Annotated in this window: 19 protein-coding genes; 6 read left to right on the forward strand and 13 right to left on the reverse strand. The window is 40.3% G+C overall.

The annotated features are described in order from the left end of the window. Positions 1-182: 182 nt before the first annotated feature. From MAS10914_RS0100730 to MAS10914_RS0100740, 3 genes are all read right to left on the reverse strand, one after another. On the reverse strand, positions 183-1262 hold the full coding sequence (locus MAS10914_RS0100730) for a sensor histidine kinase (protein ID WP_017313998.1): 1080 nt from the start codon (positions 1260-1262) through the stop codon (positions 183-185). 319 nt (positions 1263-1581) lie between these two features. After that, complete coding sequence (locus MAS10914_RS0100735; protein WP_017313999.1) at positions 1582-1884, reverse strand: hypothetical protein; 303 nt, start codon at positions 1882-1884, stop codon at positions 1582-1584. Positions 1885-1911: 27 nt separating this feature from the next. Beyond that, positions 1912-2862: a ParM/StbA family protein gene (locus tag MAS10914_RS0100740; RefSeq protein ID WP_017314000.1), complete on the reverse strand. Its 951-nt coding sequence runs from the start codon at positions 2860-2862 to the stop codon at positions 1912-1914. Positions 2863-2944: 82 nt separating this feature from the next. Between MAS10914_RS0100740 and MAS10914_RS0100745 the strand changes: the two genes are divergently transcribed. Then, positions 2945-3172, forward strand: coding sequence for a hypothetical protein (locus MAS10914_RS0100745; protein WP_017314001.1), 228 nt, complete (start codon positions 2945-2947; stop codon positions 3170-3172). A 79-nt stretch (positions 3173-3251) separates the two neighbouring features. Here MAS10914_RS0100745 and MAS10914_RS0100750 read toward each other — a convergent pair whose 3' ends face one another. Next, positions 3252-4415 (reverse strand): ParB/RepB/Spo0J family partition protein, encoded by a 1164-nt coding sequence (locus MAS10914_RS0100750; protein ID WP_017314002.1) that lies wholly within the window; start codon positions 4413-4415, stop codon positions 3252-3254. Continuing rightward, on the reverse strand, positions 4416-5222 hold the full coding sequence (locus MAS10914_RS0100755; RefSeq protein ID WP_017314003.1) for a ParA family protein: 807 nt from the start codon (positions 5220-5222) through the stop codon (positions 4416-4418). Positions 5223-5646: 424 nt separating this feature from the next. On the opposite strand from MAS10914_RS0100755, the gene MAS10914_RS31900 reads away from it, so the two are divergent. Together MAS10914_RS31900 and MAS10914_RS0100770 are read left to right on the forward strand one after the other, a co-directional pair. Further along, entirely contained in the window at positions 5647-5904 is a 258-nt protein-coding gene (locus MAS10914_RS31900; RefSeq protein WP_198014944.1) for a hypothetical protein, read from the forward strand. Positions 5905-6588: 684 nt separating this feature from the next. Next, entirely contained in the window at positions 6589-7338 is a 750-nt protein-coding gene (locus MAS10914_RS0100770) for a response regulator transcription factor (RefSeq protein WP_017314006.1), read from the forward strand. 4 nt (positions 7339-7342) lie between these two features. Here the strand turns inward: MAS10914_RS0100770 and MAS10914_RS0100775 are convergent, their stop codons facing one another. The 6 genes from MAS10914_RS0100775 to MAS10914_RS0100800 all read right to left on the reverse strand — a co-directional run bounded on the left by MAS10914_RS0100775 (position 7343) and on the right by MAS10914_RS0100800 (position 15880). Continuing rightward, the gene (locus MAS10914_RS0100775; protein WP_017314007.1) at positions 7343-7993 is read right to left on the reverse strand and encodes a DUF6753 family protein; all 651 of its coding nucleotides are present in this window, start codon (positions 7991-7993) and stop codon (positions 7343-7345) included. A 40-nt stretch (positions 7994-8033) separates the two neighbouring features. Beyond that, positions 8034-8774 carry a hypothetical protein gene (locus MAS10914_RS0100780; RefSeq protein WP_017314008.1) on the reverse strand — a complete coding sequence of 247 codons (741 nt, stop codon included), beginning with the start codon at positions 8772-8774 and terminating at the stop codon, positions 8034-8036. A 32-nt stretch (positions 8775-8806) separates the two neighbouring features. After that, on the reverse strand, positions 8807-9835 hold the full coding sequence (locus MAS10914_RS29180; RefSeq protein WP_017314009.1) for a P-loop NTPase family protein: 1029 nt from the start codon (positions 9833-9835) through the stop codon (positions 8807-8809). 570 nt (positions 9836-10405) lie between these two features. Continuing rightward, positions 10406-10636 (reverse strand): hypothetical protein, encoded by a 231-nt coding sequence (locus MAS10914_RS0100790; RefSeq protein ID WP_156818053.1) that lies wholly within the window; start codon positions 10634-10636, stop codon positions 10406-10408. Positions 10637-10816: 180 nt separating this feature from the next. Further along, positions 10817-14533 carry a hypothetical protein gene (locus MAS10914_RS0100795; RefSeq protein WP_156818054.1) on the reverse strand — a complete coding sequence of 1239 codons (3717 nt, stop codon included), beginning with the start codon at positions 14531-14533 and terminating at the stop codon, positions 10817-10819. 165 nt (positions 14534-14698) lie between these two features. Next, on the reverse strand, positions 14699-15880 hold the full coding sequence (locus MAS10914_RS0100800) for a ParB N-terminal domain-containing protein (protein WP_017314012.1): 1182 nt from the start codon (positions 15878-15880) through the stop codon (positions 14699-14701). Positions 15881-16537: 657 nt separating this feature from the next. On the opposite strand from MAS10914_RS0100800, the gene MAS10914_RS0100805 reads away from it, so the two are divergent. Continuing rightward, positions 16538-16993, forward strand: coding sequence for a helix-turn-helix domain-containing protein (locus MAS10914_RS0100805; RefSeq protein ID WP_017314013.1), 456 nt, complete (start codon positions 16538-16540; stop codon positions 16991-16993). 154 nt (positions 16994-17147) lie between these two features. Here MAS10914_RS0100805 and MAS10914_RS0100810 read toward each other — a convergent pair whose 3' ends face one another. After that, positions 17148-17372, reverse strand: a complete 225-nt coding sequence (locus MAS10914_RS0100810) for a hypothetical protein (protein WP_017314014.1) — start codon at positions 17370-17372, stop codon at positions 17148-17150. A gap of 70 nt (positions 17373-17442) precedes the next feature. Between MAS10914_RS0100810 and MAS10914_RS0100815 the strand changes: the two genes are divergently transcribed. After that, positions 17443-17943 carry a helix-turn-helix domain-containing protein gene (locus tag MAS10914_RS0100815; RefSeq protein ID WP_017314015.1) on the forward strand — a complete coding sequence of 167 codons (501 nt, stop codon included), beginning with the start codon at positions 17443-17445 and terminating at the stop codon, positions 17941-17943. 47 nt (positions 17944-17990) lie between these two features. Next, positions 17991-18515 (forward strand): IS630 family transposase, encoded by a 525-nt coding sequence (locus tag MAS10914_RS32405; protein WP_033364704.1) that lies wholly within the window; start codon positions 17991-17993, stop codon positions 18513-18515. A gap of 882 nt (positions 18516-19397) precedes the next feature. Here the strand turns inward: MAS10914_RS32405 and MAS10914_RS0100825 are convergent. Continuing rightward, a complete protein-coding gene (locus MAS10914_RS0100825; RefSeq protein WP_017314017.1) occupies positions 19398-20210 on the reverse strand; it encodes a glycoside hydrolase family 24 protein in 813 nt (270 codons plus the stop codon). Positions 20211-20492 lie beyond the last annotated feature (282 nt).

The following is a 20492-nucleotide window of genomic DNA, read 5'->3' on the forward strand; positions in this document are numbered from 1 at the left end:
TAAGCGAGTCGAAAGTAGTCAGCATCAGCAAACTGACCTACAAAAAGATTGCTAAGAAAAATTAATGATTGAAGAGTAAAACCGCAAAAAAAGAGCCACGATATATCGAATCGATTGGAGAAATTCACAATGCTATCGATAATATAATCCAACCATATCTTTTTTTTTTGGGCTTTTCCATTTTAAGAGGCGGCATTAGCCACAAGTAAGCGTTTATCCTGAGAATAACATTGAAAATTAGCCTTTAAATTAAAGATTATGACAAATGTTGAACCTTCGCCTACCTGAGAAAACACGTTAACACTAGCTTGGTAACAATCCGCAACATACTTAACTGTACGCAAGCCCAAGCCAGCACGAGGTATATGAGAACCAGTACCATCAAGAGTAAATATTCTGTTGCATCCACTTATTCCCAAATCAATATTCAACTGCTCCAACTGCATTGAAGTGATACCCACACCAGTATCTTGAACCGCCAAGTGGAGGAAACCACCTACTTGAGTATCAAGCTTGATGGTAACAGAGCCACTAGCAGGAGTATACTTAAAAGCGTTTACAATCAAGTTGCAAACCATCCGCCAAAGGTGGCTGTAATTCGCATATATGCACACATCAGCAACTTCAGGCTCAATTATAAGGGAGAAATTTATATTCTGCGCTAGAGCACTCTTAGAGAACTGAGCATGGATGGAATGCAGCAGGTTAGCAATATTGATATATTCAATGTTTCCTCCTGGCTGTTGACTCAACTCACTCTTCAAATCAGTAAGCACACCTAAAGTAGCTGTGATTGTAGAGCAGGAGGTATCTAACACGGAACGCAGCTGCTCAAGGCTATCACCATAGTTACCTACTCTAGTCAAGCCTAAAACAAAGTTAACCGCCCTTAAAGGGTGATAGACATCGTGAGCTATCATTTCCAAATACTGAGGAAGCCTCCGGAGATAATCACTTCGCCTGTGCAAGCATAAATTTACACGCTTCAGTAGCTCAGAGGAAGAAAAAGGATACACCAAAAAATCGTCAAAATCGGAAACCCATAAATGATCCGGTGACTGCACCACCTTAATAGCTGGTAAACCTTCCGAACGGATACTGGTTAGCTTTAAAGTAACATCCAGTATCAAGTCAATACCTTCAAGATTGTCAGGTATTGCAGACTTAGTAACCACCGAATAATTTGACTGCTGCAAGCTATCAACAACACTCGCAACAATCTGATTTCGCTTTCTACCAATTACTAGTATTTTATACAGCACCGCAGTTACATACAAACGCTACTGAAATTATCAAAGCACCACATTACCAGGACTTACCACAGAAATATTACTAAATAAGATAAGTGATTTCTTATATTGCACCTATCAGGATAACCACTAATGCATCACTGACATCCTCCCCATCCTACCTAACGGCTCTTGATGAGGAAACCAAAGAGTCACCCCTTTGGTTTCCTGTCTCTACGGGTGCTACCTAGACTCCTCTTACGATTGTCCCGAACGCATCCCCGACGCCGACAATTTCACTTTTATCGCAGGTTTAGCCCAACTCCTGCTTCAAAAGCTCCTAAATGCTGCATTATAAATCCCAATCAAGTGTGAAAGTTTCGTCACCATCTTCTGCTTGGTGTTGGGGCTCATCTAGAGTATGCGTTGAATCAGCCACTGTGGCTGACTCCGCTTGTATGGGGACTGTATGGGAATTGAGGACTACAGTTGGTATTGGTAATGCACCCTGCTTAAACGCAAAGTAGCAATCAACAATAAAGTAAAGCGTCTCTAGATAACTTTTACCTAATCGTTGGGATTCTCGGAATATACGCTCGCGGTAGCTATCTTTGATACGGACTTTTTCTGGAGTTTTGTCTTGCTGAGAAACCATATTAAATAGTTGGTTGACGGTTCACTGTTAACTGTTAACAGTCATTACAATTGCTTTAGCCATTTGCAATAGCCCATAAGAATTAGCCTCTACCGGGTTTTCTAGAATTTCAAACCCGTTTTGTATGAGCAGTTTTTTAAACCCAGGAAGCAAGCAACCACCACCAATAGCCCAGATTTCATCCCCTTGGTGTTTGGCATCAAGGGCGAGATTGACAGGCTTTTTCAGATAGCTTTCATACCAATCTTTCAGACAAGTGGTGTATATGTCTTTGATATCAATATCACGGCTGTATTTCGTATGTCCCATTTCCAGACAAAAGCGAATTTTCGATAAGTCCCCAAGCTTACCACCGTTGAGATGTTTCATCTTCTTAGCAATCTCACCGATAAGAACTTCCACACCAGCAGCGTAGGGCGTATGTACTTCTCTTTTACCTTGAAAGTAACGAGAATAAAGCGTTGTACCATTCCCAAAATCTACGACAGTTAACTTTTTGGGCAGCTTTCGACCAAACAAAGCACCCATACCTTCAGGCACGACTTTGAGAACTTCTACTTTGACATCAGATAGCTTGCCAGCGAGCATTGGTTGGTATTCTCCATTGAGTATTTGACACAACTCTTTTGTCAAAGCAACATCATGTAAGCTGACAACTAGCTTTAAGTGCCAAACCTTACGATGTGGTAAATGAGCCAACGCACCTAACAAAGTGATGAGGGCATTGTTGACTTTGTTGATGTTGCTATCTGTGTTTCGCTCGAAATAATACCCAGTGCGGAAAGCCGACTCACCAACAGTGTAGGCGTTGCCGTTAAAAACCACCCGACCGGGTACATCTTCCATGTCTTCTCGTGAGATGTAACTTGGAATTCTCACGACATCAAAACCATCGACTAACAGTTTGACGCTACCATAGCCATTATCAAAACCGGCACAAAAAATCTTTTGATTCGCGTGAATGTTCTTAGAACTCATAGGGGTCAAATGGGGTATAAAACCGAAATGAGTTCAATATACCCTAAGAAGTACCTATATATACCCTGTATAGGGGTTAATTTTGCTAAAAAAGTTGTTATTAATTTTTGGGGTATCTATAGCCCCCACTTATACCCCATTATCAATTAAACCTGATAATCCCAATATTGTGGAGGTGTTGGTAGAAGCTGGGGTTAGCTGCGACTCTCAAATGATGCAGAAACTCTCGCGCAAGCGTAAACGCAAGGAGATTCAACTCGACGGCGAGTTGACGTTCAAAGCTTTATTGCTAGCCAGAGACGAGTATTGACGAGCGCTTCTTAGATGGCTGCACTCGAAGATGGATGAAGATATCGAGGAACTGATATTCCAGGTAGGACTTTGGCTTTTCAATTAGTGGTATCTCTCAGTTTCTTCTGAATTTCTTCAGCCTTGGCCTCTAATGCAGAAAGTAAATCGAAGAGTTGCTCCTGCTGAATATTATCTACCTTAGTTGCTGAAACAGCTCGAATTAGAGAACTAATTTGGTGGTTTGGCTTCGGTTTTTTTTCAGGAGTATGTTCAGCAATAATTTTGGTAACTAGAGAACGAGTTTGAGCCACTGTTAGCCTTTCTTGCAAAACTTGCAAAGTGGCATTTTGTCGAATTTTTGTAGCCTCAGTTTCCTCGATTCCTAAATTTTTAGGATTCAGTTGTTGAAGCGAGCGAGCATGGTTAGCACCAAGTCCTGATCCTCGAATCGCAGTCTTTAAATCTTCTGGAAGCCGTAAGCAAGGAAAGACGTTTGCATCTACAGACGCTGGATTTTGTTGAAAACGTAGCAATAGCAGAAAGACATTACGCTCAGTATCGTTTAACTCAAATTCTTTGATGCGCTCTGACTGCTCAACTCTTGTTGCACTAACTAATTCAGTTAATTGAGGTAAAAGTTTTTTTGCATTTAATCTGGCAATAACTCTCCTAACTGCCTTGACAACCTCTTCTTGCTCAATTTCAAAAGCTAACTTAGCTTGTTGAATCAAACCCTCAGCTAAATCTAGCTCATTCAAACCCTCTCGGTGAAGACTAGTTAATAGTGTCAGTGCATGTAATTCCGAGTCGGAGAGTTCCTTCGGTAACATGACTGCATCCAGCGTTTGAATTTCCGGCTGCAAATATTGTCCAACTGCTCTCCATCTCCGCTCTCCATCAAAGATGAGATTTCCTGGAAGTAAAATAATTGGTTCTTGTTGCCCCTCTTCTCTAATTGAAACTGCTATGCTGTGGATGCTATCCGGTGTAAATGTTTGCCTTACCTGCTTAGGATTGGGTTTAACTTGACTATAGTGAATTTTAAAAATACCAGATGCTTTGAGTTGTTCTCGCAGTTCTTCAATAGTCTGATTGAGTCGCGTACGTTCTTGTTCAGCAAGCTCTCCATTTACCCGTTCATCTCTCAATCTAGTAATCTCTGCTTGCAGCTGTTCTATCCGTTCTTCTAGTTCAAATATCTGCTGTGAACCAGTAGCTCCAGCAAACATTCCCAGGACACTTGGTTTGTTTGACTTTGGCATCTATTGACCTCTCATTACCTTAAGTTCTTGAATTAGTGCATCAACTATAGGCAGAAAGTCTGCTCTGGCCTCTCTACCTGGTCTGTAAATCCCTAAGGGTAAGCCTCTACCGGATGCGTTTAAAATGTCTGCCGACTCGCGGATTGGACTAAAGTACTGAATTCCTAGATTTTTACAGACTAGTGGCAGTTCCTCAACAATACTTCTATGTGCTCCCCAGTCACTTTTCCAACGAGTGGGGACCATACCAATGATTTTCGGAGCTGGTTTCAATCTCAGCCGCTTGCAGTTGTCATAGTACCACTCAATCATTGCAGCAGCGCTTTGGGACGCCTTGTATTCGGGTTGAATCGGAATTAATACATGAGTAGAGGTTGAAAGAGCAGTTAGTGGTAAAGGCTCCAAGGTGGCGGGACAATCGATAATCACAAAATCGTGAGATAAGGGGTAATCACTAAGCCTATCTGCAAGGATATAAGCTCCGCGTAGATCCTTTGAAATCATCCGAATTGTCTCGTGCAATTCTTTTCCGCCCTTACAAACCTGAATTTTGTCAGTTTTCCCCTGCCAAGCTGTAACTAAAGGCCAATTCCCTTTGAACTCATGGTTATATACATCAGCCATCGTTCCTGGTGCTTCAACTTCTCTTAGTCCACAAAACAATGTCAATGATTCATTAGGGTCGATGTCTAGTAGCGCAACTGAATAGCCACGAACACCTAACTCGTAAGCAAGATTGTACGAAACAGTACTTTTAGCTACCCCTCCAGCGTTTGTCTCAATGGAAAGGATTAAATTGACTGGCATGGTCATTTTTCTTTGTTGGCTAACTACATTTCTCACTCTCAATCCTGAGATAATGTTATATCAGTTTTGTTTGGTAATTTTGAGATAATGTTATCTCAACTTAAGCGTAGATCATACAACCGCCGTGGTATGGAGAGTTGGCACTGTCCCGGAAAATCGCGCGTTTGACGGTGAATCAGCCGCTACATTAATCCTCTCCTAAGCCGGGCAACCTTTACCCTTGAGTTGGTCTTTAAAGTTGATCTATTAGGGCGGTCAAACCGCCAATCCGGACAAATCCGGACACAAAACTAATTAATTAGGTGGGCGGTTTGGACGGTTCTACGGCTTTGTCTAAAGTTCACCCCATCCCTAGAGGAGGGTTTCCCTCCGCAGAGATCTGTGAACCCGAAGGGCTGGGTGGTATGCCTTGTTAGCGAGCGCGATGATGCTAGTGGGCTCAGAACTAGATGGTGTCTATTTACATCCACAAGATAAGTATTTTGCCCGTTCTATTGTGCTTGATAGTTTAGAGCAATTGGGTGATTCTTACTTAGCGAAAGGTCATCCTTATTTAGACTTTCCTTTATCTTTAAAAGAAGCTAAATCGTTACTGCCAGTTAATAGAAAGCAAGAGTTAGAAATTGAGCTAGAAAAGTTTCTAATTGATAGTTATGAACATGATGCACCAGATGTTCACTAGTTTTCAAAAGAGTATTTGAAAGAGGTTTTCAAAGAGTTTTTTGCTAATTTTGACTGGCTGGGTGATATTGACTAAGAAGCAGTCGTACAACTACAACAGAAGTACGGGTCAGAGTATTTTCAAGCTGCATAAGTAGGTTAACTTAATTAAACATAAAACGTTCAACTTGATAGTGACCTTGTGCGGCTCTGTTTTCTATACCCTCAATAATGGCGATTGCCAAGGGCAGTGTGCTCCCTGCAATCGGAGGAAACCGGCCGTCAGACAACTCTGGACATACAAGTGTTCTTCCCTTGTCCATTCCTTCACCAATAGGTTTTGACCACACCCTATCCCGTGGAAAAAACTGCACAAAACGCGCAACCCTTTTACGGTTACTCGTTCTACGCTCCACGATTACTCGTGAAGTGCCCCAAACCGAGCGGTTTCTTAGAAAAAATTGTCAAGCTTTCACGAAAAATGCCGCTCGATTTGGGGAGGGTTGCGCGTTTTGTGTAGATTAATGCGTCCCCATCAGGAGCGTATCTTCGTCAATTTCGCCAATTGGGGAAATGAAGTCGCGTTTACAGTATAAAAAAGTAATGAAGTTAATAGCTATTTGTGTATAAATTTTGTCAAGTCTCAGCACAGGGTTGAAAGGAATGTTAGAAGTATTATCACGGTGTCATCAAAAATATTTCTCAAATGAAATTTATTAAAACCGTCATAGTAGAAGACCAAAATATATTCAGACTTGGTTTAAAAACTGTACTAGAAGGAAGCAACAAAATTAAGGTATGTGGAGAAACAGGATACGGAAAAGAAGCTCTAAGCATAATTAAAAATACAGAGCCAGATGTAGTAATTGTAGATATCGGACTACCTGACATCAGTGGCGTACAAGTAGTTGAAGAAATCAGAAAAGTCTACTCAAACAGAATTAAAATTATTGTTACAACAGGAAGTTGTGAGAAAAAGATAGTCAAAGAAGTATTTAAAAAAGGGGCAACTTCCTTTTACAGCAAAAACAATGTCGAAAGTAAAATTATCGAAGCTGTTGTAACTACCTACAAAGGTGAATCTTGGATTGATAGCACAATACACACAATTGTAGCGCAGGCAATGTGGGAGCCTAATACTGAAGATACTCCCGAAAACAAGATAACACAACGAGAGTGTGAAGTCCTAAAATTGCTAGCCAAAGGACTAACCTATGAGGAAATGGCTAACAAACTCTGTGTGGAAATTAGTACTGTACGTTCGCACGCTCGTCGAATAATCAGTAAGCTCGACAAACCAGAAAAAGACGAAAAACATAGACCTACTAGAGGAAAAGCTGTATGTGAAGCTTTAAAACTAGGAATACTCTGCCCAGAAGACTTAACTGAAGAAGTATACACAGAAGCGAAAGAATTCGTTCCCGATTACAATAACTGCGAATTTTTCACTGCGTAATCAGCTATTTCTCAACTTTAGCGTCAATTATACAACCGCCCGGATTATTACCCTTACGACAGGCTTGAATAATGCCAGCATTCTCGGTATAAATTTGTCTAGCATCGCGTCCTTCTTTAGATTTAGCCCACTCTAAAAGTTTAGCGTCTTCAGGCTTCAAATTTGGCACAGCAGGAGATTTAGCACTCAATTGGGATGCTATAGCCATATTGAAAGTAAAAGCCCCTATAGCCGCACCCAACGCCAGGACGCAGCCAAAGACAAAACCAATAGTCGCTAAATTAAAGTGGCTGACATCAGACAAACCTAACCCAACAGGAACACCTTTCTCACTTTTAAGGGGAGTAAATTCTTTAGTATTTCTTACCAACTCTTGCGCTGCTTTAGCTATTGCAGCCTGCTGCTGAATTATCGCCACCTCAGCCGCATCACTTAATTTGTTATCAACCTTGAGCGTCCAGCCAGCTATCACACTATCAAGTTTAGCAGGTAGCTGCATAATCGCATATTGAGTAGTACCAATCTGCGCCCATAACTTAAACAAAGGGTCAGATGGCTTCATACCCGACTTGGCTATCAACTCTTCTATATACTCTTTCTCTAATTGCTCTTTACTAGGATTATTTTCTGTGGGTACATTTTTAGTATCAGTCATAAAATAGCAATCAAATAAGCTGATAATAATAAGAAATATTTTAGAAACTGGCTTCTTGATGAGTTAATTCAGTAGGGTCTCTTTTCAAGCCTAAATATACCGGAGCAACCTTGTGATTCATGACAGTATCATGAAAATTATCCATCCAGTTAAATACCAGCGAGCGATATAATACTTGCATATCTGACTCCGGAGTAATAGCAATACCGTAAGGTAAATTTGTATCTTCTAAATCTTGGTAAACATAATCTTCGAGCTTAGGCAATATCAGTTCTATCCCATCTAACTTGTTAATATCTTCCTGAATTTGAGTCCCATCATAGTACTTAAAACCATCCCCAAAATGTTGATTTTTCACTACTAAATAATCAGCGTGACTACTAAAAATATGATAGAGAGATTGCAAGTACTTAACACAATCTCTGCGGTTTGAAATAGGATGAATAAAAGTGGCACGATAGCCTAAAGAACTCAAATTTTCTAGAAAATATATTTCCTTCTCAAATCGAAAAAAATCCAATAGATTCTGACCTGGCATATCAGTAAATGCCAAATCAATTTCTGAAAACATTTCCAGTTCGTTTAATAAAAGGTCAGAATCACCTCTATTCAGTCCTAAATGCCTAATATTAAAGCCTAATTTATCATAGACTGATAGCTGATTAGACAAGTCACCAGGACGCTGACCATGGTAAAAAGCACGAATATTTAAATCATGCTTCTTATACAATTCCAACAACAATCTAGAAACTGTAGACTTACCAACACGCGAATCACCCATTGTAATGATAAATCGTCTTCTAAACATATAGGTTATGCAGCATTTTGAGCTTTGTCGTCTACAGTAGCTTTCTCGCTTTCATGTTCTTTCACAGTATGTGAAAATCCTTCAGGCAATTGCTCGCAATTAAAACCCAGCAAGTTATGAGCTGGCTTTAATTTTTCTTCAAAATCATCCAACCACGACTTAACTCTTGCCCTAACAGCAAGAAGAGAACCAAAATCTTTAGAAGAAGCTTGCCTAAAAGTTAAATCATTTTCATCAATGAAATCATAGCAATAATCAATTAACTCAGGCATTAAAACTTCTACTAAACCTTTGCCAAGTAATGTTTCACGAATAGGAGATCCATCATAGCGACCAAATTTTTCCTTATCTCCAAAAAACAGGTTTTTAACAACTACATAATCAACTTTGTTTTCACAGTATTTATGTAAAGCATTTAAAATGTTTACAGAGTCACGAAGTCGATTAATAACCGACACCATAGTAACTCTGTAGCCAAGTTCATTTGCCAGCGTATCAAAGAAAGATAGCTCTTTCACAAATAATTCAAAAACTCCGCCTGATTGAGCTGGTAAATCAAGTAAAACTAATGGAAAAGTTTCTGCTTCCAAGTCTATTAATAATTGGTCTGCTTTTCCTCTATCAAATACATTAATACAACGAACTAAACCAGGGTTGAATTTTTCATGATGTCGGCGTAATTGATTATTACGCTGGTCAGCATCATAAGCAATACAAAAAAGATTTTTATCAATATAAAGCTGAAGCAAGCCTCGTGAAAAGGTACTCTTCCCAACACCACCTTTATCACCAGTAACAATGACAAGTCTCTTTGTTTTTTCTTCAACCTGATGTTGTTGATTGTCCTGCTGCTGTTGTTCATTATTATCAGACATAGGATGATTCCTTTTAATATTAGTACGAGCCATATTTAAGAAGTTTTGAAAGAAAAATTGTCTATTAAAGTTGACAACGAATTGAGATAAGCAAATTTCAGTCCCAAAGCTTGGAGGTACTATAATTTCACAAGAGTCGTGTTCGTACACAACCTGCATGAAAATATTTCCTGACAACACTCCAATTAAGGGGAATAGATAAAATTTATCAATTCTGAATATAAATACTAGTCATCAGCCATAAGTTAGGATAGTTTGCTCAGAAACTACCCTCAGTATCCCAATCCAAACTAGAAAGAAAAACAAACTAATATTTAATTTGCTTTGTAACTTTAGTATTAAATGTAAATTCAATTCCCCGTTTATAGATATATAAAACTATTTTTAAAATATCAAACACTAAGCCGATTTCAGAGAAAAACTATAACAAATTAACTATAAAACTAAATAATATTATTAGTTTTGTATCAAGTATTTTTCTACAAAACTAATAATTTTTAACTCAAAATTTAGCATCAGTTAGATAAATATCTAATGAACACATACTCCTGATTTATCAGAGATAAAATTATTAATTTTGTGTTTAGTATTTTTATACAAAAGTAATAATTTTACCCCAGGTCAAGGGAAATATTTAAGAACTTCTATACAAAATTAATATTTTTTGTAAGTAAAGTAAGCTGGTAATTCATTTAAGCACGCAAATTACAACCCTATAAAAAGTTAAATTTAATTGGTAATTCCTAAAGCTTCCTTGATAGCAGGCACGATATCTGCAATTGCGATAGCCTTGATGCACTTGTTGTCGATACAAATCACTCGGGTAGTAGACCAATCGCACTCAGTCATTGACTCAAGAGCAAAGGCAATACCTCGGTTAATTGCCTCATCCGTTGCTCTACCCAGTTGACGTATGCGGTTAGACTTGCCGATTACAGTCCCAAACGATATGAAGCTCAAGTGTACATCCCTCACTATAACAGTACTCCGTGAGCGTGGTGGGTAGTTCACGCGGAGCGATATCCAGTCAGTAAGTAACAATTCCACCTAAGGCAATTAAAATACCAACACGCCAAGGTTTAGGGCAAAGCTACTCACCAATCAGAAGTGATAAATTTAAAATGATTAATTCAAAATTAATCAAGAACTATTCCATAGGGGCATTAACTCCTCAACCAACCAATCTATCCCCACCCCAATATCTGCCATGACAGCGAAGGCATGGCTCAACAATTGCGATCGCACATCAAGAGATACATATTGAAGAATTGCTCCAAAGCGAGTACCCACCACCTGGGCAACCTGAATGAGGTTTACTATCGCCTCCACGGGAGACTCTTCACCCAGCAGAGGGAAGTAAATTTTTGCCAACCAACTTTCATCACTAGAGAGAACTTGTTCGCCTCGCTCTTGTGTAACTCTTTCAAGTAGCTTCGCAATCAATACCCGCAATTGGTTCCACCCCCCAATGTGGGACATATGTTCTTTCACAATTTGAGATACCCTTGATTGCTTGATTGCCTTCCCCTTTGGTAACGCTTGAGCAATTTCATCAACAACATCCTGCTGCGTCGGTTTCTCATTCCCCGATAATATTTGTCTGGCGATCGCCTTGGTTAAAACAAACTTGGTTTGTTCGCCACACTCAGCAGCCCGCCAATCTATCTCAATCGCCCGCACTCTTTGGAATTTGCACCCAGGTAATTCCTCTTGTAGGAATCCGACATCGAAATCCCCCACAAAGTAATAGATTAATTCCTCTTCGGAACGCAGGTGCGCTCGCAAACGACCTGACTCTTGGAGAATTTCAGCACGAACCAAACTATCAACAAATTCTTGGAAGTTGAGGTCAGAGAACTTTGCTGCCAGGTTTTCTTCTTTAAGTGGGGATTTCTCAACTGATATATCCGGTACGACTCCAGTCAATACTTGATACTCGGCTGCCAACTCTCCAATATTTGGATACGGAATACCCAAACTCACCAGTACATTGACATCCGCAAAACGGTTAATTCCCCGCCCGTCGCGGAAGTGATACCCATCGCCTGTTTGTGCAAAAGCTTTACGTTCAATAATAGCAACCGACAAACCCAAGTACTTATTGGTAATAGTTTCTCTTAGCGCTGCCACTCTCTGTAAAAGCGAATCGCGTCTATCGCGACCCAACAAGCCCATATCAGTAACGTGGACAACTGTCAAGTTGTCATAGCTTGGCACAAGCTGCGAGATAACGAGGATATTTTCTACTCCCACTTCCAATTTCAGCGCTAAATAGCGCACATCCAAGGTGCCATCGAGGTAAATATTAAACTTAGTCGCAGTTGCCACTTCCCGGTGGCGATTATCTTCTAAATGTACAGAAAGTATACCTTTATCAAAATGAAACGACCCTCTAATATAGTTTGCCCATACTTCAAGTAGAGGAACCAACCAGTTGAGCAGTACCTGGTTGATTTGCTCTTTAGCTTCAGTATAAGTTTGACCTCTAAGAAGTTTATTTATACGCCGCGATGTTATTTTCTCCGTTTTAGTCCCGGTACTGGCATCTATATTATCTGGAGCTGAGAGCAGGAAAGATAAATCCGGACGTAGAGCAAGTTCAACCTCGGAGATTATATCAGTAATATCTTGTGGTATCTCTCCCAACATCTGACGAATAGCTGTATCGTTATAGCCATAACGAGGAGCCACTCGTGTGGACAAGCTTGTCGGCTTGGGCGAAGAGACGTTACGAGTTGGTAGAGTAGTATCGTTTGCCCACAACATCCCGAACCCGTACTCTTCTGGCCAAAGCAGAAACCTTAATCTCTCAAATATAGGTTTAAGTTTTGTAAATAGGAACGGCGCGGCTACAGCTAACTCACCAGCCATTTGATTGAAATCACTTATACTAACTTCAATTTTTTTGCGCGTGAGCATAACCAGTGAAGCTTCATCCCAGAATGCACCACACTCAGAATATTCATAATCATCACAGTTAGGCAAACTATCGGGATGGGCACGTACTTGAGAATAGCCAAATACAGAGTAGCGTTCATACCTATAACCAAATCCCATACCCCTGTTACTGCGACAGGCATTGTAAAGGTGGCAGCTAAGACAAATTGGATTAGAGGAGTTTTCAATATTAGCTACATTTTTCGACCCCAAGGCACGGAAAATGGGAGTACGATGACAGTTAGAAGGAAATAACTTACCAACGTAAGTTCCCGTTGGATGCACCAAAAAAGGTTGCCCCATAGGTGTAAGTCTGTCATGGTCATAAGCTAACCCGTTATGGCGGGGAGGCAAATCTACAAAGTTCTGCTCGACTGTGAATGTTGTTGGATTGCGATGGTCACAAGCTAAATACCACAGTTGGTGTAAGTTAAATTCAGATGCCTTCATACTGCCCGCGGTGTGAGACTTACCCAACCCAGGAGCAGACTTATCTAATATATGTTGCCAACCCTTGGCGACGGCTTCCTTCCAGATACTAACGCGCTCGTCCCCCTGGTAAATAATCTTGGGACAACCAAGTTGGATATATTCGTCGGGAGTGGGTAACTCGCCAGGGATATATATAATAGTTGTCGCAGTTTGCTCTTGTCGGTACTGACGCTTTTGTTGTTGGAATCCCCGGTGGGGGCGAACCAACCGTTTGATTTTCAAGATCTGGTATTTTACGTCATCCCAAAAGCGAGAAGGATTTCTCGATAAACCCTCAAACTGCGCCCAGGTGAGCAACTCGTACTTACCAGCATACTCATCCGGATCAGCACAGGATTTATCGAGTTGTCCCCACCAAGCCACCCTTAAGGTATAACCCCAGCGAGTAACCAACTCATAAGTACGGCGGTACTGACGCATCACGTTCTTGTTGAGAACCGCCCCGGCATCCGCCCAGAGAATCAATTGACAATTATCAATTCCCAATTGGGCTTTTGCTGCTAACAAGTAGCGCTTGAAAGTTTCAGGCGATGACCCGAAATTACCACCTGCAGCACCAATTACAATCTGCGATCGCAGTTGGGAAATAATCCACGGTTTGAGAATACCCTCGGCAAGTCCAATATATTGAGGTAGAGAAAAAGCATCACCAACAGGCAATAAATTGGACTGCGGGTTAGTCACCTCAAAATTACTTATATGACTATCACCACACCTCCCAGTTATCGGCAAACAATAGGTAAGGGGTAATTCCCCATTAGACAAATGAGAGGTAGGACCGTTAGGGCGCTTTTTTTTAAATCGACTCGACGCCCACCGATACTTCCCTTCATCCTTGTCAGGATTATCAAGGCGCAACTGCCAACTGACAATTTCTAATTTCTCATTCCACACTGGAACAAGATAACCCGAATCAAAGTTGGTCAAACTCCTCCCTGAAATACCTACACCTGCAAGTTGGTGCGATACCTCCCGGTCGAGTTTTTGCCACGAAACCACCGACCGAAACATTCCCGCCTTAATTAGGTCATCCGAGAGTCCCCGTCGGCGTAGGTCATCGCGATGGTCTGGGAATAACGACAGTTGGGAAAAGATATTTCGGATGTGTTTGTCTCGGTCGGGTTCCGGGAGTAGGCGAGATAAACGCTCTTTTTCAGCTTTAAGACGTTCAGCTTTAAGGTGTCGCCATCGCGAAATCCACTCGTGGCGGGCTTCGTTATCAGCTTTTCCCATATCGCGGGTGATAACTCCCCACGTTCCATCTTTGGTTAACCCCCGAAAGGTAAACCCAGGAGGAGTACTGTACCCATCGGTAACGGTCATGCAGAGGAACTTGTTGGGATCGTCTCGCAGTTCTCGACAGCGCCCGCGAGTATCACCACACACAGGACAGGGTTTGGTACGGCTGGTGGAGATAAAATTACTCATACTCCACCACTGAATTTAAAAGCAAAAAAAAGTCACATATCTTCATACGAGTTCGGCATCCACTAAATTTGTGAACTCGTACCGCAATAAGTATTTAGCTGCTAATCTAGTAATTAACGTTATTATCGGGATATATTCTCTGCTAGATTAGCTTTCTGACGCTACCTACGCAGCACGAATATTATCCCTATTTCTATTTGTAGATTCCATTGCTTTTATCTGCTTCCTATAATCCTCCCAAGTTTTTTCAAATACATCCGACTCATACACTCGCAACAGAACCTCCTCTTTATCAGTCAAATTTGGAAGTTTCAACAACTCCGCCAAAGACACCTGAACCGGGAAAACATCACTAAATTTCTGCATCAAGCGAAATATCCTCTTCCTCTGTTCCGCAGATGGTTCATCTTGCAACTGGGCATCAATCTGTCGCGGACGTAGATTCACAACTTCAACAGACATATTCACCAAATTTCTAAATCCAAACACAACAAATTCGTTAGTTATACCAATAACACGTCCCACGATTTCCAACTCAGGGCGCAGTCTGTTCTTGAATTGATACACATGGTCAAGCTTAAAATGCCGAAATGGATTGCGTTCACCATTCCGCATCCAAGCAATACCATCCTCAACACTACAGCAACTACCCGCCTCAATTAGCTCTATCACCTGGTTACAGATATCTTGATCGCAAACAAACTTGTACGCTGCATCAATACTCCGGTTAAACTCCTTCTCCAGCGCAACAGCCGCCCTAAATTTTTGAACTTTTCGTAATTGCAAAATAAAATCAAATACTTTCTTGCCCTTGTGATAACTACCAACACTTATATTTAGATTGTCCGAAACCTCCTGAATCACTCGCTTACCCTTTTTTAATTGAGAGTTACTTTCATTTATCGAATGATTCAAATTTGAATCATTCGGCTGATTCAAACGGCGAGCGCTCTCCCTTTGTCTTTCTTTAGCTAAGGGACGAAGTACGCTCTCCCAGTACTGCCCTTCGTGAAACTTCTGGAAATGAGTCTTCCCACCTTCTCGATGGAGATTAAAGTCAAGTACTAGCTTCAAATCCTCTTCAGGCGAGTTTGACTCGACAAATTCCACCTTCACTAAGCTGATTCCCAGCTTGCGGGCTATCTGGAGCCGACACTTACCCGCCAGGACAACATTTACACCAGTACGTGCTGAAACCTTCAAAGATTCGAGAATCCCTAGTTCAGAGATGCTTTTTTCCAAAGCAGGGCGGCTCTCATTTTCACCGTATATTTCTATCAGGTTCGGATGAACAACCAATTCTGAAGGAGAAATATATACAATATCCGGATTATGTATCTCAGACATATTTCTACACCGGGTTACAAACAATTTGAAGAGAAATTTAAGTCTTTAAAAGACAAGCACGAAAAACAGAAAAATTTAGACAGTAAAACTTCTAGCTCTACCACCTATCAGCAAAAACAACATGATTAAAAAATGTTAGGCTTTGTAGATAACAAAAAATTACCTACCAGGAAAACTATCGAAGGAATTTTTTGATGTAGAAAAGTCTCATTACTAGAGCATTTAGAGCTAAGGCATTTACCTGAAAAAAAGATGCACGCTCCTTAGCTAACTCCTAAAGGGTTGCTTTCTCCACAAGTATGTCGAGCATTCACGATAACCGAATACAGCGCTCGCTTTTCTTTAAATGCTTCTCCCTAATACTACTGAAGAAATATGTGGTGTCTTGGCATCCGGGAGAAAAACAACTATCTAAGGGAAGATTTGAGAAGGTGGGTGTAATCATGATATGATAGTTATGGATTATTGAATCGACAAAACAAAGTTCCGTCCTGTACTAATAACAGGTGGAGTTGTTTTTTCCTTAAAGCCCTGTTACGAGCAGGGCTTTAAATGAATTTTTAGAAAGTATGTACGCTACAAATGTACGTTATAAAAGAGTATATCAGGCTTCATTCCATTTGGCAAAATTGTACAGTAAAGAGGGGTAAATTTTAGATGCCTCGTCTTCAGATATTAAATCCTATTGAAAAACAAGCACTAGAGCACATAGCAGCAACGAGTAGCGATGAAGTTAGTAAAAGAGCGAAAATTCTGCTAGGACTAGACGAAGGCAAAAAATATGTAGCCTTAGCGGAAGAGATTGGTGTAACCGAAAAATCAATAGCAAAGTGGAAGAAAAGATGGACATCAAGTACCATCACATCAGAAACCTGGGATTCGGCGATCGCAAAAGCTAATGAGGTATTAGGTGTAAACGTAGGCAGACCTAAGAAGTGCAAAAGTACACAAGAGAGCAAGATCGTTGAAATTAGCGAGTGGAGCAAGAACCGAAAACCCAGTCGTTCAAAGCACCATCACCATATGCAAGTAGCTGAAGAAGCCACGCGGAGGGGATTGCCAACACTATCCCCAAGAAGCATAGAACGCATTTTAGCAACCCAACCCCAATAAATAAGACAAGATTAATAGAGCAAAAAACCATCCCATCCCAAAGGGGTGGTTTTTTGTGATGTGGTAACTTCACAGGAGTACTGCAGGAATCATCGTCCGAACTAAAAAAATCCTCCTAGTTCAATCCCCTGGTATCGCCGGGGTAGTCTAGCAACTAGCTTCCTATTTGCAAAGACTCAACAACCTGACTGCTATCAACCGACAAACCTAAAAGAAAATCAACCAACGCTTCCTTGCCTCGCTTCAAATAAGCAGAATAGCCTGGGATCGAAGCTTTGGAGCAAAAACGCTGTAATTTTCTCGTGCTTAGGTTCATCAAATTTTGCTTCCGTTGCTGCTGCTCATTGATAGTTACTATCACTGGTAGTTCAGACGCCATTTCTAGTGGTGATACCAATTCACTAAAACTATGATACAGATAAAGAAGGAATAAATATCAACGAGCAAAGATGGCTGGAGTCACCAAAGTAGAAATATATGAGTCAGCAGAAGAATTACAGGAACTGCTGAGAAAACAAAAAATAGTATCAAGTCGTGAACGGATTCAAGCGTTGTATTTGCTGAAAATAGGTCATGTAAAAACAATACAGGATGTAGCGGTGGTGCTAGGGAGAGCAAGGGTAACGGTACAAAGATGGTTGAAGGACTATACCGAATCAGGAATAAAAGGTTTATTGTCAACGAAAAAGAGTCCAGGAAGACCGCCAATGATTAACTTACAAGCAAGAGAGCAGCTAGACAGAGAACTTCAACAGCCACAGGGATTTAAAAGTTATGAAGAAATACGAACTTGGTTAAAAGCAGTGGAAGGGATAGAAGCATCATATAAAGTAGTACACGACACAGTGCGCTATCAAATGAAAGCGAAGCTAAAAGTACCGCGAGCCGTAGGTGTCAAATACGATAGTGAAGCAGAATTGGAATTTAAAAAAAACTGCCACAATACCTAGAAGTAATTAAAAAACACATCATAGCACCAGTCGATAAACAAAAAAAAATTAGATATTGGTGTGGAAACGAAAGCCGTGTGGGGTTGAAGACTGAACCTGGGAGATTAATTACGACAAAAGGAGTCAAGCCCATCGGCATTATGCAATGGAAGCGGGATAATTTTTATTTATATGGATTAGTAGAACCATTAACTGGAGAGCATTTTATTTGGGAATTCTCTCATTTAAATACAGCTTGTTTCAATATTTTTTTAGAAAAATTCTCAGAGACTTATTCTCAAGATATACATATTCTTCAGTTAGATAATGGAGCGTTTCATTTTAGTCAGCATCTCAAACTACCAGAAAATATAGTTTTGTTATTTCAGCCTCCGCATACACCTCAAGTTAATCCAATTGAAAGATTGTGGGAGGAGGTTAAAAGGCATTTAACTTGGGAAAGCTTCTCAACTTTAGATGAATTAAGAGAATTTATTTGGAAGCGATTGGAACAATTAAACACATCAATCGTTGCTTCTATTACAGGTTGGGATTTTATTCTTGATGCTTTATTTGTATCAGGCTTTTCGTGAAATGGTATAACACCCCGTCCCAGTTTTACCTTAATGCGGTTAAAAGTAGGACCAGTTTTGGCATTAATATACTTGGCATTGATACTAAAATCTTCCAAAGTATCAACTAATAATTTTCCTGCCTGTTCCATAGTAGAAATCTGTGAATGAACGATTTCATGAGTAGCAGTCTTACTGTCTAAAAATTTAGGCTCGTTAATTCTTGAACCATCTCCTGTAAGTTTTAAATCTGTAGATTTACCCGTAATACGCGCAACAAGCACTGCGGTTCGATAACAATAATTTTTGATAATATTATCTCTACTTTGATTAGCTAAGTCTATAAAAAAACTTACCGATTTATTCTTGACAAATAACTTGTAAAGATTTTCACGAACAATTTCATATCCAATTTGCTTGAGGTAAATATTCTTTAGTGAATTTATATACTCAAATAAGGATTCGATTGGTGAGATAGTAATTAGTTCAATAATTTTTCGATATACGTTATTCTGCTCCCACTGCGATGGAATCCGATTGACATGGATATACTCAAGAGCATAACGCACAAACTCATACTGATTTAAAGTACAGTGCTCTGCACATACCGATAATATTTCTTCATCACTTGTACCTGCAATCACTGATTCGTATATTACCTGGAATAAAAACTCTAAATCAAATTCAATAACCGGACGTGATAACTTCGTCTTAAAATCAATCTGTTGTAGAACCGTTTCAGCATAATCAACCAATGAAGAAGGTAAAGCTTCGCATACATTCGCCATAATCTCTTCATTGCTTAAACCATCTTGTTTGGCTTGCACAATTGCAGTTAAAACTTGGTGTTTTTGATATCCAATATTATTTTGAGCATTATATGGTACTAACATCACTAAATTTTCACCTCCTGGAAATTTCAAACTTCTGTAATTGTTGCTGATAGTAAGTTCTTAATTTATCGATAGATTTAGCATTTTGGTTATAATTATTGCAAGGCAGCGAAGCCCATACCCTGCCCACTTTACAAACAGCAGTATCAAACCTTCCTGATTCAACATCATTTAAGGCATTATTACGACGAATATATTCAATTGCCATTTTGTCCTGAGAAGCTGGGCTAAAATCCTTCAAGTTTAACTTTGGCGCTAAGTCTTGCCAACTTTTATTTAACATTTGATATCCACCAGCCGCAGTTGAACAAACATTTTTACCATTAATAGGAGCGCACTGTTTCTTTAACGGGTGTGTAGAAAAATCATTAAAAGTTCCGTTAAATACTAACTTACGATAACTTTCTGGCTCACTGGTTCCTGTTTCTGCCCAACGAATTGTCGCTAAAAAAGCACTCAATCGTGGTGAATAAGAACCTGTACTAACTCTTCCTCCTAAACTATTTAACGACGCTGAAAAAACACCAGTACTTTGAGAATTTGAAAAATAAATGCCCAAAGTAATTAAAGAAGCAGTTGACAAATGGATGGGTTGAAAACGGGATATAAATTGATGGCGAGGACTCAAAATCAACCCAACCAAACCACCAACAATAAACCCAAATTTCCAACTATCAAGTGCCTTACCAAAACTACGCACCTGACAAATAGTATCCGCACCTTTTGATACCAATCCACATGGCAGTGAAGCTACTCCATAAGAAAATGCAACAGAGCAGGCTGCACCAACTACACCTGATATAAAAATCGGTACAATTTGCATTTCTCTTGCTAATAGCTAATTGAAGAAAGGCAGAAGTACGAGGGCAGCTATGCTGAAGGAATGTAGTATGTGGATTCCGACCCCAACCAATCAAAGACAACGCCAGTTCCCTAGGTCGGGAAACCCTCCTGCAGTACTGGCTCCCGTGTAGACGGTGGGGTTTTAGACCCTAATGGGCAAGGCAAAAGAACTTTCCTCAGTCCTTGGTTATCCCCTTCTGCCACGGCAGTTGCTTTATGCCGGGAGACCCGTCCACCGCACTGCCTCCTCTGCCTCCTGCCT

The organism is Mastigocladopsis repens PCC 10914 (assembly GCF_000315565.1).
In the GTDB taxonomy this organism is placed as follows: Bacteria; Cyanobacteriota; Cyanobacteriia; order Cyanobacteriales; family Nostocaceae; genus Mastigocladopsis; species Mastigocladopsis repens.

What these genes read in the sequence shown, in the direction of transcription:
- MAS10914_RS0100735 (WP_017313999.1), bottom strand. Translation starts at nt 1,884, where the DNA reads ATGGTTTCTCAGCAAGACAAAACTCCAGAAAAAGTCCGTATCAAAGAT.
- MAS10914_RS0100740 (WP_017314000.1), bottom strand. Translation starts at nt 2,862, where the DNA reads ATGAGTTCTAAGAACATTCACGCGAATCAAAAGATTTTTTGTGCCGGT.
- MAS10914_RS0100750 (WP_017314002.1), bottom strand. Translation starts at nt 4,415, where the DNA reads ATGCCAAAGTCAAACAAACCAAGTGTCCTGGGAATGTTTGCTGGAGCT.
- MAS10914_RS0100755 (WP_017314003.1), bottom strand. Translation starts at nt 5,222, where the DNA reads ATGCCAGTCAATTTAATCCTTTCCATTGAGACAAACGCTGGAGGGGTA.
- MAS10914_RS31900 (WP_198014944.1), top strand. Translation starts at nt 5,647, where the DNA reads ATGATGCTAGTGGGCTCAGAACTAGATGGTGTCTATTTACATCCACAA.
- MAS10914_RS0100770 (WP_017314006.1), top strand. Translation starts at nt 6,589, where the DNA reads ATGAAATTTATTAAAACCGTCATAGTAGAAGACCAAAATATATTCAGA.
- MAS10914_RS0100775 (WP_017314007.1), bottom strand. Translation starts at nt 7,993, where the DNA reads ATGACTGATACTAAAAATGTACCCACAGAAAATAATCCTAGTAAAGAG.
- MAS10914_RS0100780 (WP_017314008.1), bottom strand. Translation starts at nt 8,774, where the DNA reads ATGGGTGATTCGCGTGTTGGTAAGTCTACAGTTTCTAGATTGTTGTTG.
- MAS10914_RS29180 (WP_017314009.1), bottom strand. Translation starts at nt 9,835, where the DNA reads ATGCAGGTTGTGTACGAACACGACTCTTGTGAAATTATAGTACCTCCA.
- MAS10914_RS0100795 (WP_156818054.1), bottom strand. Translation starts at nt 14,533, where the DNA reads ATGAGTAATTTTATCTCCACCAGCCGTACCAAACCCTGTCCTGTGTGT.
- MAS10914_RS0100800 (WP_017314012.1), bottom strand. Translation starts at nt 15,880, where the DNA reads ATGTCTGAGATACATAATCCGGATATTGTATATATTTCTCCTTCAGAA.
- MAS10914_RS0100805 (WP_017314013.1), top strand. Translation starts at nt 16,538, where the DNA reads ATGCCTCGTCTTCAGATATTAAATCCTATTGAAAAACAAGCACTAGAG.
- MAS10914_RS0100810 (WP_017314014.1), bottom strand. Translation starts at nt 17,372, where the DNA reads ATGGCGTCTGAACTACCAGTGATAGTAACTATCAATGAGCAGCAGCAA.
- MAS10914_RS0100815 (WP_017314015.1), top strand. Translation starts at nt 17,443, where the DNA reads ATGGCTGGAGTCACCAAAGTAGAAATATATGAGTCAGCAGAAGAATTA.
- MAS10914_RS0100825 (WP_017314017.1), bottom strand. Translation starts at nt 20,210, where the DNA reads ATGCAAATTGTACCGATTTTTATATCAGGTGTAGTTGGTGCAGCCTGC.